Annotated in this window: 5 protein-coding genes; all 5 read right to left on the bottom strand. The window is 65.3% G+C overall.

The window, feature by feature from the left end:
* Nucleotides 1–30: 30 nt before the first annotated feature.
* The 5 genes from QX073_RS28695 to drmD all read right to left on the bottom strand — a co-directional run bounded on the left by QX073_RS28695 (nt 31) and on the right by drmD (nt 14264).
* Nucleotides 31–1323 carry a DUF6361 family protein gene (locus QX073_RS28695; RefSeq protein ID WP_316226741.1) on the bottom strand — a complete coding sequence of 431 codons (1293 nt, stop codon included), beginning with the start codon at nt 1321–1323 and terminating at the stop codon, nt 31–33.
* A gap of 240 nt (nt 1324–1563) precedes the next feature.
* Complete coding sequence (locus QX073_RS28690; RefSeq protein ID WP_316226740.1) at nt 1564–3444, bottom strand: DUF1998 domain-containing protein; 1881 nt, start codon at nt 3442–3444, stop codon at nt 1564–1566.
* A gap of 10 nt (nt 3445–3454) precedes the next feature.
* Nucleotides 3455–7006: a DISARM system helicase DrmA gene (drmA, locus tag QX073_RS28685; protein WP_316226739.1), complete on the bottom strand. Its 3552-nt coding sequence runs from the start codon at nt 7004–7006 to the stop codon at nt 3455–3457.
* A gap of 92 nt (nt 7007–7098) precedes the next feature.
* Nucleotides 7099–11070, bottom strand: a complete 3972-nt coding sequence (locus tag QX073_RS28680; protein WP_316226738.1) for an Eco57I restriction-modification methylase domain-containing protein — start codon at nt 11068–11070, stop codon at nt 7099–7101.
* 2 nt (nt 11071–11072) lie between these two features.
* Nucleotides 11073–14264, bottom strand: a complete 3192-nt coding sequence (gene drmD / locus QX073_RS28675; protein WP_316226737.1) for a DISARM system SNF2-like helicase DrmD — start codon at nt 14262–14264, stop codon at nt 11073–11075.
* Nucleotides 14265–14554 lie beyond the last annotated feature (290 nt).

Here is a 14554-nt window from a genome sequence, read left to right as displayed (position 1 = left end):
GTTCAAGGAGACTTCGGCGGTGGTCTCTCGTCAGCCCCATACGCCCAAGCCGAGGTTGATGTTCCACATGAACTCACTCGCCATGCCCCACCTGAAGTCAGGGGCTCGCGTCAGCCGAATTGGCTGGCTCAACACTCTTTCCCGGAATTTTTTCGTGTCGGCACTGCCGGCGCCTCTCGTCCGGCCAAGCCGATAGCTGCCCCGCTTGATGGCCTGCTCTCTGCGAACAATCAGAGCGGTGCACGACTCCAGCAGGTCGGACGGCGACTTCGCGTCCTTCAGTCTGGCCTGGATCTCCTTGAGGAAATGAAGATCGACGGAACGATCGTTGCAAACAGCGGCGACCGTCGACCATTCGGTCCGCTTAGCGGTTTTGGCGCCAAGCGCCCGTTCCGGACTGACAAACCACTCCTCGAGTGCCGGCCACCACCCATCAAAATCCTGGTGACGTTCGAGCCCATACTCTTTCGTCACCATAGCGCCATATAGAAGATTGGCGCCTTGAATGAGCGCGGACAGCCGGCGGGCGGATTCGACGGTCGGATCACCAATCGCCGAGGGATAGTCCCAGACATATCCGAACTCCTCAAGATCGGCCTTCGTCTTGATTCCCTTTTCGGGCGCGAGAAGTAACCGCGACATCAGGCTATTCAGCCCGATATACCGTCCGCAAAGGAAGTCTGCCTGCTTCTTGTTGAGCTCGAGACAGGCCGACGCATCCCTCGCCAGCTCCACTGCGTCCTTGTTCCAGATGACTCGCTCGAGCCCGGTGGACTCCTCCTCAGGAACTCCAGAGCGGGCATACCTGACGTTCCCCCGGGCCATCATCTCGCCGATGTATTGTACGCGCGAGCCCTTGGGAATCCGGATCTGAAGCTTTCGTAGTGAGGCCCAATAGCTGTTGGAGGGTGTCTGGCTCACGAACTCGGCGTTCTTTGTCTCGCGGATCTTGTCCCAACCGATGATGCCGGACCCTTCGAGATCCCGCCGATCCGGCTCACGTTTGTTCACTTTCTTTCCGAGCTCGGCGATCAGCCTGTGTGCCTGAGACGCTTCGATTTCGTCGAGCCGCTTGACGGCCTGCTGAAGTGAACGACGGCTCCTCCGGATCTCCGCCTCGAGTTGCAGGAACGCGCGCGGCACCAGAATGAGATAGCGCGCATGAGGCATGATCGTCGAAGTGGCGGGGAAAAAATGCTCGGCGAAATCGTCCCTCACGCCGCCCAGCCGAAGATGATCGAGCGTTCTGGAATCACGAAACTGTTGGAGCAATTCGTGCGCTCGCCGCATTGCATCGGAGTCGAAATCGAGCCAAGCCAGCATGCCTCGTAGTCCTCCAATCAGGGACACCGATCAGAAACAGGAATTTGCCGGGGATCGTTTCGGCGCAATGGCGTCAGCCCTCGAGCGACAGACCGAAAAGAAATGACGGTGAACACCGCGCCAGCGAATGACCTGCACATCGATCAATGAAAGATTGCTCAAAGGCGAAGCAAGACTCGCTAAGCCGCTCCGCAGGACCTTCTCTCAACAGCCAGATATCCAACACGAACCAGAATCGATCTAGGGTGCATCCAACCTGATTCTCTCCAACAACGGCAGTCCCCCGCCCAGCACCGTCCGTGTCAGCAGCCCCCGGTCCAGCCGCGTGTTCCTGGCCTCGCAGCTCGTCTCGGGCACCAGCAAACAGGCGTGGCACGCTGCGCCCTGCAGTGGGTATTCCTCGCTGCCGTCGCTGTGTTCGGCGCAGATTGGGTCGTTGGAGCACAGGGCGAGGCGCCTTGTAGCCCTGGTCAGCAATTCGCCGGCGCGTTCGGCCATGTGGCTGAGGCCGCCGAGGGTGCCCTGGCCGCCGGCGGTGGAGGTGTAGATCAGGATGCCGAAGCGGTCGGCTTGGGCGGGGCCGGTGGAATAAATGCGTTCCTTCAGGGACGATAGAGGGTAGCCGCATTCCAACGCCAGCTCGGCCATGAAGGCGTGCGAGAGCGAGTGCAGCGCCCAATAGGCGATGCCTCGGTGCTTGGGCTCGCGGTTGAAGCGGGCGGCGTCGCGGCGTTCGCGGTCGCGCAGGTTCGCCGCTTTGGCGACGGTCGGGTCGGCGTCGAGCCACTGATTGATGAAGTCGGGCGCGACGTGCAGGAAGATGCCCTCGCCGAGCTGCTCGATCGCCGGCAGCCATTCGACGTTGCGGGCGAGGTCGGCGCCGCCGACGGCGAGCTGGATCTCGTCGAGCTCGCTTTCGGCCGGGGTCGGCGGCGGCTCCAGGCGGGTGAAGCCGTACAAACATGTCACCTCGCGCAAGCGGTGAACCCGCACGACGGCCTGCAGGAACGTGTCCCAGGGGGCCTGGAGCTTGAGCGCGTCGCGCGGCAGCGTCTCGCCATAGAAGAACGATCCGGCGCCGTCGCTGCCGATCACCGGCGCGCCGGTCGCCATCATGTCGAACTCGGCGATGTGCGGATGCGCGCTCGGATTGGCGCCGGAGCCGTCGTCGCTGTTGAGCGCCTGCAGGATCTCCTCATCGGAGAACTCCTTGAAGGCGTCCTTGAGCTGCGGGATCGCTCGCAACACGACGATGAAGTTCGGAAGCGCGCGGATGCCGTCGATGACAGTCTTGTTCTCCGCGATCGTCTGCCGCAGCCTGTCGTTCGACTTGGTCAGCGAGATCACCGTCACCGTCTGCGCAAAGTAGGTGTTGGTCGCCGAGCGTGGCAGCAGCCGCAGATCCTCGTTGCATTGCTCGTTTGCATCGCGCCGCGGCGTCAGCCACGGGCTGTGGCAATCGCATTTGCCGAGAAACTGCGGCTTGTAGAGATCGGCCATGCTGATCGAGGCGCCGCAGGTGCATTGCACCGAGATATCCGAGGGATCGGAGCTGACGCCGCGCTCGACCCAGTACAGCGGCTTGCGGCAGGACTGATCCTTGCCGCGGTGGGTCAGATAGCGCCAGGCGATGTCCTGCAGATGGCCCTTGGTGCAGGCGCCGACGAAACGGATCGGGTTGACGCCGATCTTGGCTCCGGAGCCGGTGTAGGACAGCCTGCCGCCGGCGTTGACGTCGAGCTCGGTAAACTGGACCATGCGGCGGCGTTTCTCATTGCCCGTCCCCGCCGGCATCACGTCCGCTCCCTTGGCGGTCGCCTCGTTGACCAGGAACCATTCGGGAAACAGCCGCACGCCGACGCCGGGCGCGTTGCTGTCGCGGCGCTCCTCGTCGAACATCGGCGGATGCCGCAACCCCGAAAAATTCGGGCTCAGCTTGGTGCCGAGCTGCTGCTTCAACAGCGCCACCAGGCGCTCCTCCTCGACCGGCTTCCAGTTCGAGCCCTTGTAGTCCCAGTCCTGGAGACCGCCGATGACCACGGCATTGTCCGGCAGGTCCATCATGGCGCCGGGGCCATAGGTCAGCAGCAGCTGGCTGAAGTTCTGAGTGATGTCGGCCATGAGAATTCCACTATCCGAGAAGGCTGCCGTCCGGCTTCCTGAGCTTCAGCAGCGAGACGGGCTCCGTGTCGCGCATCGAGCGTCCCGCGACGAACCATTCCCGCTCCTTGTCCATGTTGGGCTGCTGATCGAACGGGTCCTGCAACAGCCGGCGCACCGCCTGCTGGCCGGCATAGGCGAACTCGTCGCCATTGCGGGTCTGCTTGTCCGCGATTCTGATCCACGCCGCCTCCAGCTCGTCGAGCCGCGCGAGGCAGCGCGCGATCGAGGCGCTGTCCTCCCCCGCCACCCGCATCTTGGCCTCGATCACATCGCGCACGCGTTTGTAGGCGGAGGGCTCGTCCGCCACCTTGTCGACCGCCTTGTTCGGCGTCAGGCTCGGCGTCACGTGGCGCAGCCCCGCCACCAGGGTCGCGGCCAGCGCCCGATCGAGCGCGCGCGGCGCGAACGGCGTCACGCTGGTGGCCTCGACCGCGCGATAGAAGCTCTGATGGAAGGCGCGGAACTGCTCGTAGTGGGTGCGGTCGCGCGGCTTGTGGATGTTGAGCAGGGTGACGACCAGGCCCGGCTTGTCGCTCTCGCGTCCGACGCGCGATGTCGCCTGGATGTATTCGGCCGCCGTCTTCGGCTGGCCCTGCACCACCATCATCCCGAGCCGGCCGATGTCGAGACCGACCGAGATCATGTTGGTGGCCAGCGCGACATCGACGGCATTCTTGTCGGACACTGCAAGCCCGAGCCGCGCCCGCGCGTCGGAGACCTGATCGGTCGTGTAGCGCGAGGTCAGCTCCTGAATCTCGCGCAGCACCCGATCGGCAAATGGCTGGCCCGCAGGCTCGCGACGGACACGGCTGCGGCCGTAGGTCGTCAGATGCGCGCGCACCTCGTCATCGACGATGCGGCGGGCGCCGCCGAGCTCGCGCAGCGCATTGAAATAGCACAGTGCCGTCAGATAGGGATCGGCCGGATCATCCTTGCCGCGGCGCGACAGCGCCTCGGCCCCCGACAGCAAGGTCTGCAGCGCGCGCAGGAACACCAGCTTCGGGCCGCGGCCCGGCGAGGCGATGCCGAGATAGAGCCGCGATGGCGTGGCGCGATCGGCCCTGGCAAAGAACGAATCGTCGCGACCAATACCCGGCGGCGGGAAGATCGCGGTGCGGTCGCGGCCGAACAGATTGCGGATCTGGGTCTCGGCGCGGCGCACGGTCGCTGTCGAGGCGACGATCTTCGGCCCGCGCCATTCGCCATTGATCTTGCGTGACGCCAGGAGATCGAATGCGGTCTCATAGAGCCCGGCCACGGTGCCGAGCGGCCCGGAGATGAGATGCAGCTCGTCCTGGATGATGAGGTCGATCGGCCGCAGCTCGGCCGGCAGCTTCGTGCCCTTCCCCGGCGGCTCGGCTGCTCCGTAGAAACCGTTCGCATCGCTGCGCTCGACATGGCCGAAGAAGGCCCCGGCCCGGCCTTCCCAAGGCACGTTGGCGAATTTGTCGACGGTGGCGATCATGAAGGCCGGCAGGCGCTCATAGATCTCCTCGTCGACGACCACGATCGGCAGCCGGCTGTCGCTGGAGAAGGCGCAGTCGATCTCGTAGCAGCGCAGGTCGAGCCGCCGCGGGCTCGCGGCCAACGGCTGCAGCGCGAACGCTTCCTTCTTCAGCTCGCCGCCGCACCAGGGGCAGCTCTTTAGTGGCGCCGGCGCTGGGCCCTTCCCTTTCTTGTACTGGTCCAGCCAATAGACGGCCGTGTTCTCTTTCCTGTTCTGGGAGCTGCCGAGATTGTTCGGCGTGGCACCGCCGCCGACCCACAGGCCGATCTCGATCGGCCAGTCGCCGAGGCGCTTCTTCTCCTTGCGCTCCAGCTCCAGCGCGCAGACCAGCCCCGCCGCGCGCTGCAGCTGGTCCAGCGTCAGCAGGCGCAGGGTGTAGCGCATCACCACCGACAGCCCCGCCCCGGCCAGGCCTGGATTGTTCAGCCGGCGGCGCGCGATCGCAAACGCGGCGAGGCCGAGATAGGCCTCGGTCTTGCCGCCGCCGGTCGGGAAGAACAGCAGATCCACGATCGGCCGGTCGGCATGAACGGGGTCGACGAGGCCGTCGAGGTTGAGCAGGATGAAGGCGAGCTGGAACAGGCGCCATGTCGGCGCCTTCTGCTGATCCAACGGCTTCTTGTTGTTGGCGGCGCTGCGCTGCCGGTTGGCGCGCTCCATCACCCGATTCATGATGCCAAAGGCCTCGCGGCTGAGCGGATCGCTCTGCAGCCGCGCCAGTCCGGAGGCGATGCGCCCGCGCGCGATCGCAATGTCCTCAAGGCATTTGGTCGCGACCTCGCGGCGGCGCTTGCCGTCGATGCCGGCGACGCGCTTTGCCTCCTCCTTGGCCCAGGCGTCGTAGGCAATGGGGAGGCCTGACAGCGCCGCCTGCAGCGTGCCGGCATCGTCTGCCGCCTTGGCCAGCGCGGCCATCGAGCGCTCGACACCGGCAAGATCGATATCGGCGCCGAGCTTCTCGACCTCCTGCATCGGCAGCGGATTGGTGAACACGGTGGTCACGCGCCCCTCGCCGTCCGGCGCGCTCCAATCGCCCGAGGTGTTGTGGCCGACCGCATAGGAGCAGACGTCGTGGTAATGCAGGTCGGCCAGCCGCTCGTCGGCCTCGTCGGAATCATAGGAGGCGCGGTCGTCGCGGCGCTCGAAACCTGCGGCGAAATCGAGCTGCAGCCGGGCCTGGAAGCAGAACGCGATGTCGCGGAAGCGGATGGTGTGCGGCCTTGCATTGACCAGGAACACCGACACCGCGAGCAGCTCGCGCTTGACGCCGTCGATATCGGCCGTCTCGATCTCACGCGCCGACACCACGAGCTCGAGCCCGCCGCCGATCGCCATCGGCGCGGCGCTGTTGGGGATAACGATCCGCTGCGGCACGTCCCCGCGCCGGATGGTGATGGGTACAGTCTCCTCGCGGGGAATCCGGCGCCAGTCCAGCGTCTCCCGGCCCGGCGTCTTCGGCGTCTCGCCCCGCGCCTCGGCGATCTCGCGCGCGGCTTCGAGAAACACGGCGTCATCCAGCCGCGGCTCGGTGACATAGTCGCCCCAGCTCACGCGCGCCTGCAGCCCGCTGGCGTCGCGCGGCAGCAGCACGGTGAGCCCGATCGAGGACGGCTGGAACGAGCGCACCGGCGGCGCTTCCGTCTGCCCCTCGTCCGGGGCGCCGCCCTTGCCTTGCGTCACCTCCGACAGGGGCTCGCTGCCGCGCTGGGTTTCGAGCAGATCTTCGGCCGCCTGCTCGGCCGCGATGTCGGCATCGCCGCTCGCCTCCGTCTTCGCCGCGCCGGTGTCGCGCTTCGGCCCGAGGAAGCCGGTCAGATACCAGGTCGCGGGCGCGACCCCTGCGATCACCTCGCGCGCGAGGTCTGGGTCGAGGTCAGGATGCGGCCCGACCAGGTCGCGGCGCAGGAGATCGACCAGCCGCTCACGCACCGCCACCGGGGTCGTGGGCTTCGGCAGGCCGACAAGGCGATCGGTCGGCCTCTGCTGTGGCGGCGTCGGCTCCGCTGTGGTCATGCGTCCCCCAAAGTCTCAAGCAACGGCTTGGATCTGCAAGCCTTATCAAACCGGCCGCCGATGGCAATCAGCGGTTTAGCCAGCCTGCGGGCTCAATCGCGATCGAACAACGGGCCGGCGCCTGCATCCTCCAGCCCGTCGGCTTCTTCACCAGACTCCTGCGCGGCTGGGGCCCGTCCGGCTGCCATCTCCTCCGCGTGCCGCTCGGCGTTCAGCGCAAGCAGGCGGGCCAACACGCGGTCACGCTGATCGGCGGGCCAGAAATAGCGGCCCTGATAGGTGTGGTCGTCTTCCGTATCCTCGGTCAGGAATTCGGGGCACAATTCGTCAGCGAGGTCATGCCAACCGTAGGCGCGGAGCACGGCGCGATCCATGGCGTCGTGCAGATCGCGCAAAGTCTGAATGGCGTCGCCGCGGTCGTCCGCATCGTGGAAATGATTGTAGGTCTTGGTCATGCCTTCGTTCGCCGCCACCATCAGCGCGGCCCGGTGATCGTGATAGTTCTGACCTACAGTTTCGAGAGCTGCCCCCGTCTCATAGCTGGACGGAAAAGGGAATGTCGAAAAGCAATCGGAAGGAGCGTACCGGAGCCTATCCTCAAGCGTAGAAGCGAAGAACCTTGTCCAGGTTTCATGGATTCTTGATTGAAGAACGCTAAAGCCCGAAGACGTCTCGTTGGGGAGAATGATCACCATGTTTGCGAAGACAAATGAGTTACCGACGAAACAGAAAGACATGTGGGGAGACGTAAAGATCGTACAAAGAAGGCGAGTCTTGCCTTTGATAGCGTTGTAAAGGCCGGACGACCTCTCGCCGTAGCGCCACCAGTTTTTGCGCCTGGAAGCGCGATTGTCTTGACGCCGTTGGGGCAAGACTCGTCGGGCGAGAATATCAAACAACATCGGATAGTTGGACTCGGCGTCCTGAGCGGAAAGATCGTTCAAATCGATTGCATATCGGTGAGTCGCCTGTATCGGACTCGTGACAACATCTTGCCCTGTCAAAAATGGACGAATCCGGTCCGCGTTTTTCGGATCGGATGCAAGAACAGCTCTCATCTTATCCAGCGACTCACATTCGCCCTTTTCGGCTCCTTCGTCATCGAATAAGAAGCCAGCGCCGTGGAGCTCGGAGCCTTTGAAGACTCTACGGTCGTTAGAGGTCAATTTTGCAGGCGAATGATCTAGTTCGCCCTCGACTAAATAAGCTGAAATCCGTCGGACGGGACGGTCGTCCAGAACGGGCAGAATCGACAAATCGCATCTTTGAATATGAACTATCGAAATGACAACCGCTGCTCCTTCATTTGGCCATTGGCGACGTTTTGTAGCCCGAAAGATATGTCCTCCATGCCGCAAAATCGTTGCGAGTCCCGTCTCTCGTGTATCACCTTGTCCAATCGTGTTTGTCGCTATTAGACCAAATGCTCCTCCAATACGAAGCAAGTCGTATGCGCGCCGGAAGAAATGTGCCACGAGATCAGCGTTTCCGTGAGCGCCAACGTTCAGTGTCTGCAGCCAAGGCAAATAATACGGGCCTGACGCTGCCGTGATCGTATTCTTCCCTGCAAATGGCGGATTGCCTACGATACAATCAAAACCTGCATTTTCGCGAAAAAAGACTTCTGGAAATTCAATATCCCAGTGGAAAGGATTCCACCCTACTTCCGTTTGGAAAGCCTTTCGCTTGACGCTCAACTCATCCCATTTCGGTGGGGTGCCGGCGATCCGGTCTTCCACTTTAAGCCGTTCAATCTCCCGGTCGCGCTGTTTGTCAGCCGAAAAATGGGCAGCTATCACAGAGTCACCCACAATCCGCGCCGGGTCGCTCGCCTCAACAACTCGCGAATAGCGCGCGGCCTGCGCCGTGATGAGCACATCATCATCCGCATTGCGAATCGCCTCGCGGCCTTCGAGCGCGCGGCTCACCGCCTTCTCGATCGTCTCTCGAAACAGCGGCAGGCCCGGCTTGGACGGGTCCCAATGCACGGCCTGGATCTGGGCCCGCGTCAGCCCCACAAGACTGTCGCCGGCCTTCAGCGCGTGATCAAGAAACGTGAACTCATGATCGCGGGCGAGCGTCGCCAGCCACAGCGACAGCCGGGCGAGATCGACCGCCATCGGATTGCGGTCGACGCCGTACAGGCATTTCTGCGCCACCAGGCGCCGCGCATGCAGCGCCTCGTCCTCATCCGGCGGAATCCTCGGCTTCTCCGCGCCGTACATGTTCCAGGCCTGCTCCAGCCGGGCACCGATCTGGCGGCAGGCTTCGACCAGGAAGGCGCCGGAGCCGCAGGCGGGATCGCAGACCTTCAGCGACAGCACGGCCTCAGGCGAGGCGTCAGTGCCGAGCCGGGCGAAGGCCGGCTCCAGGGCGTGGCGGACGATCGGCTCGGTGAGGGAGCGTGGCGTGTAGTGCGAGCCGGAGCGGCGGCGCTCCTCGGTCGGCTGCAGATAGGGCGCGCCCTGCCCGATCGGGGTTGCCTTGGGCGAGGCGCGCTCGTCGACCAGCGAGCCGAACGCCTCGATCAGCGCGGCGAGATCCTTCGCGTTCTTCACACCCTGGGCCTGCCTGGCCGAGAGCTTGATGCCGCGCTCCTTCAGCCATTTCTGCCGGTCGCCCGGCTTCTGGGCCAGCAGGGTGTCGAGGCCGATGAAGTTCGGCAGCTTCTTCTCGTCGCGCAGCGCGATCATGCGCTCGGTGGCGCGCGAGGCCGTAAAGCCCATCACGGTCTCGTAGACCGAGCCGATGGATTCGACGTCGAGCGAGCGATAGGACAGCCGTTCGCGGATCTTCTCGCCCGACAAACCCCTGCCCTCGATGGTCATCAAGCCATGGAGGATGCGCAGGATAGTGCCGTCGGAGACCGGCAGGATCGCCGCTTCGCTGCGGGCGCTGCCGCGGGAGCGGCCTTCGAGAAACGGAAAGGCGTCGGGATTGAACAGCTTGCCACCGCGGCCGGTCACCCAATGCGGGTGGCCGCCATGGATCAACCGGAACACGGCCAACAGCTGGCCCCAGCCACCGCGCCGCTCGTCCATCGTGTCTGGGTTGAGCGCCTCGTCGACCAGCAGCCGCGCATACAACGTCTTGATCGAATAGCCGGTGTCCCAGAGCTGCTTCAGCTGCGGATCGGTCGACGATGGCAGGAGGTCGCGGTCCTCGGCATAGAGCAGAAAGACGAGCCGCATGAGCAGCGTGAGCAGGCCCTCATAGAGATGGTGCGGATCACTGGTCGCGAGCGCCTCGATCTGCTCTGGCGCGGCGCGGTGCAGGCCGCGCAAGAGCTCATAGAGCGCGCCGAGCACCTGGCCGGAGAGCTTTTCGGAGACGGCGTTCTGCGCCTCGCGCGAGGCCTCCAGCAGCTTGCGCAGCCGCTGCTCCGGCGCGCCGGTGAAGAAGGCGTTGCGGCCGAGGCACAATTTGAGGCCCGCCAGCATCGGCCGGCCCTCGACGCGGCCGAGCGCGGCCAGCGGCCAGGTCAGCCAGCCCGCGGTTTCGCCGCGCGGCGCATAGATCAGCCGCAGCGCGTTGCGCGTGATGAGAATGCCGACGCCGACATTGCTCTCGCGCAACAGCCGCTCCAGCCGCTGATGCGGCGTCGCCTCCCATTCACCCTGCTCGAACTGATTGCGGCCGTCGGCGTCGAGGGTCGGATACAGCATGACCAGCGCCTGGGCCGGAATGCCGGCGGGCGCCGCACCGTTCCACAACAGCGCGTAGTCCGGCGACAGCAGGGTCTCGTGCTCCGGGACCGTCACGGTCAGCGCCGGATCGACGGCGGGGCCGCCCGGGCTGCCGGCGACCAGCTTCGCCGGCCAGTCGAGCACCTGCTCGAAGAAGCCCCACGCATCGTGCAGCTCGAACAGCCGGTCCTGCTCGCGCGGCACCTCGGGATCGAGATGCAGTGCGCGCGCCGCCGTCTCGGTGTCGAGCGGGGTCTGGCGGATCGGGGTGACGCCGGTCTCGCGCAGCACATTGGCGCCGACGACGAGGCCCTCGGGCTGCAGATAGTTCAGCCACTCCGAGGTTTCGTCCTGTTGGGAATGAAAGGTCATTGTCATGATCAGTTCGTCGCCGGCCAGAGATAGACGAGGCCGACCGGCTCCAGCCGGCGCGCCTGCACCTCATAGCCCCGGCGGACTTTCTCAGGTTCGCTGTCCAGCTCCTGCTGCAGCCGCAGCAGCTTGCCGTCCCAGGAGCGGCGGTCGGCCTCGAACTGGCGCAGCTCGCGCTCATGCTGCTTGCGGATGTCGTCGTCGCTCGGGCCGAACAGATCCATCTGCGCCGGCGCTTCTGGCATTGTCTTCGTGTGCATGGCCTCGCGCACGCGGTCGATCTGGCGTTGCAGCAGCGCCGCCAGCGCCTCGGCCTCGCGCCGGCCGTTCTCGACCAGATCGGCGACAGCCGATTGTTCGGAGGCGTCGGCGCGCGCCTCGATATGCGGACGGAGGTCGGCGATGTCGCGCTCGACCATCTGGCCCAGACGGTCGAGCACGCCGTTCGCGGGCGAGACGCCGCGGCGCAGGGCCTCGTCGAGCTGCTGGATGGTGGTGACCTCGCCGGTCTCGGCAAAGGGCACCAGCGGGCTGGCGTCGCGGCGTGTGTCGCGCCAGGCGGCCGTGACGGGAATGATCTCCTCATGCAGGCGGCGGGCGCCCGGGCCGAACAGGCAGAGCCGGCCGAGCAGCACGACGCGCGGCTGCCCGCCGGAGGAGACGATCGCGGTGACGCGCCCGAGGCGGGTCTGAAAGCCCTGGCTGACGAAGCGCGACAGCAGCCGCTTGACGAGACGATGTTCGAGATGGAGCTGGACCACGTCATGCGGCTCCGGCTGCCCCTCCCTCACGAGCGGAGGAGCGAACACGAGACCGCGCACCGGGGTGTCGCGCCGCCAGCGCGCACGCTCCTTTGGCGTCGCCGGGCGGCCGGGCCGCAGCTCGTCGAACAGCGACGCCCAGCTCGGGTCCTTGGCAAAGCTCGGGGTGTCCGGATCGAGCAGCACCGCTTCGGGCACGCTGAAACTGCCCGGCTGCAGCGCTGCGCCGTCGTCCTTGAGGGCGACCTCGATGACGTGGCGGATGTCGGCGCCGTCGACGCCGACGCGCTTCCGGGCGTTTTCGAGCGCGCGCTGCAGGCGCTCCTCCTCCTGCTTCAGGCGGGCCACGCGGCGATCGGCGTCCTCATCGAGCTCGCGCGCGGCGATGCCTGTGCGCTCCGACGTGGCGCCGCTGATGCTGTCGGCCAGCTTCGCCGCATCGCCGCGGCGGATGCCCTGGCGGGCGAGCGTGGTCTCGATGGTCTGGCGCAGCACCTCGCCGGAGGCGCCGAGCTGCTGGCGGATCACCTCGGTCTTGCGCACCAGCGCATCCAGCACCCGGTCCTCCTCACGCTGGGTGTAGACGAAATAGCGGCAGGTGACGGTCTTCGATGGCTGCAGCTTGCGGTCGATGCGGCCGTTGCGCTGTTCGAGGCGCGACGGATTCCAGGGCAGATCGACATGGATGAGATCGTGACAGCGGGCCTGCAGATTGAGGCCCTCGCGCGCGGCATCGGTGCAGACGAGAATGCGCACCGGCTCCTTGTCGAACGGGGCATTGAAGGCGATCTTGATGCGGTCGCGCTCGGCGAGGCTGGTCTGGCCGGTGAAGTTGAGGATGCGGCCGTCGAGATCGACGCGGCCGAGGCTACGCTGCAGCAGCCCTTCCTTGAGCCGCTCGACCAGCCAGCGGCGGGTGTCCTCCCATTCGGTGAACAGGATCAGCCGGCGGTCCTGCCAGGCGTAGCTCTCGTCGAGCATGTGCTCTTCGATCCAGTCGAGCATCACCGCGATGCGGGCATCGGGCTCGTCGCGCGCAGCGGCGCTGATGGCCAGCATGCGGTCGACATGGGCGATGGCGGCGTTGAGATCGCCGAGCTCGCCGCGGGCGTGATGGGTCGCGGTTTCGATGTCCTCGTTGTCCTCGATCAGCTCGGGCGTGGTCTCGCTTGTGGTCTCGGGCGTGTCGGACGCAAGCTCCTCGCTCTTCCGGGCGAGGCTGCGCCGATGCGTCGTCAGCGTGCGGTGGAATGCTGCGATCGAGGAGAACAGACGCTGCTGCAGATTGGCGAACAGGAAGCGCGCCTTGCTGCCACCGGTCGACGACTGGCTGTACTCGTCGAGCATGAGGGCGAGCCGCAGCTCGGGCGCATCCGGCCGCAGGCCGGAGATGGGAATCGCATCGACGATGCGCTCTGGGAAGGCATGACCGAGCCGGCGAAGATCCTCCTTGAGCCGGCGCACCATGACCGGCTCCAGATCCTTGGCCTCGACCGCAATACCGCGGGTAAAACGCTGCGGATCGAGGATCTCCAGCAAGGTCGCGAACGAGTTCGAATGGCCGTTGTGCGGAGTCGCCGACAGGAACAGGCGATGCTCGAACAGCGCGGCGATGTCGCGCACGGCCTTGGTCATCTGGCTCTCGACCGCCCAGGCGGCCCCAGATGATGGCGCGGCGTGGTGCGCCTCGTCGAGGATGAACATCGATCCAGCGCGGAACGGCGCCAGCAGCTCGCGCAGGCCGCCGGTATAGGTCTCGTCGGAGAGCACGCTGTGCGAGACGATGAAGCGCGAACCGACGCTCCAGGGGTTGGCCGAAAAACCCCGGGTGCGCCGCGTCTCCAGGAGATGCTCGCGGTCCACGATCGTGAAATCGAGGCCGAACTTCTGCGCCAGCTCATCCTGCCATTGCAGCAGCATCGACGCTGGGGCTGCGACCAGGATGGAGTCGACGCGGCGCCGCAGCAGGAGCTCGCGCACGATCAACCCGGCCTCGACCGTCTTGCCGAGGCCGACATCGTCGCCGATCAGGAGATTGACGCGCGGCAACTCCAGCGCCTTGGCGAGCGGCAGCAGCTGGTAGGATTCCAGCCGGATGCCGGCCCGGAACGGCGCCTGGAACAGCTTGCGGTCGGCGGCGGTGGCCGTGCGCCATTCCGTGGAACGCAGATAGGCGCCGAGGCGCTGCGGCCCCTCGAAGCCGCTGGTGAGCAGCGGCGACCAGTCGTTGGGATCGAGGATCTCCGGCTTCAGCTCCGCCCCATAGGCCAGCTCAATCGCCTCGCCCTGCGAATCGTCTTCGCAGGAGATGAGGGTGACAACGTCGACCGGCCCACGCCGCTCGGCGCGCTCGACGATCCAGCTCTTGCCGCGGACTTTTAGGAAGCTGCCGACTTGTGGAATGGAAGACGCGGCTGCTACGATCGCGCTTGCCCTCACCATTGCCCCCTAAATTATTGACGTTCAAATAGCTCTATCAAAATCCGATCCAGACTCTATTGGCCAAAATGACAGGAAAGAAAAGCCGCCTTCTCGATATTCCCCCGAGCTTTGGCATGGACCTCGAGGATACCAAGCCTTCCGTATTGGAGGCGGGCAGGATCGCGAGCTGCAAGACACTCGGCTGCCTTGTCTCTTGGTCACCGTTGGGCACGCGTGACCTTGCCCCTCGGGCTTAATCCAGCTTGAAGTTCGTTCTGGCCCCAACGAGGACCAGAGCATGAAGCGCA

It is taken from the genome of Bradyrhizobium sp. SZCCHNS3052 (assembly GCF_032484495.1).
Lineage (GTDB): Bacteria > Pseudomonadota > Alphaproteobacteria > Rhizobiales > Xanthobacteraceae > Bradyrhizobium.
Note: the sequence above shows the minus strand (reverse complement) of the source record. Positions and strands in the feature narration are given on the sequence as shown.

What these genes read in the sequence shown, in the direction of transcription:
- QX073_RS28695 (WP_316226741.1), bottom strand. Translation starts at nt 1,323, where the DNA reads ATGCTGGCTTGGCTCGATTTCGACTCCGATGCAATGCGGCGAGCGCAC.
- drmA (WP_316226739.1), bottom strand. Translation starts at nt 7,006, where the DNA reads ATGACCACAGCGGAGCCGACGCCGCCACAGCAGAGGCCGACCGATCGC.
- QX073_RS28680 (WP_316226738.1), bottom strand. Translation starts at nt 11,070, where the DNA reads ATGACAATGACCTTTCATTCCCAACAGGACGAAACCTCGGAGTGGCTG.
- QX073_RS28690 (WP_316226740.1), bottom strand. Translation starts at nt 3,444, where the DNA reads ATGGCCGACATCACTCAGAACTTCAGCCAGCTGCTGCTGACCTATGGC.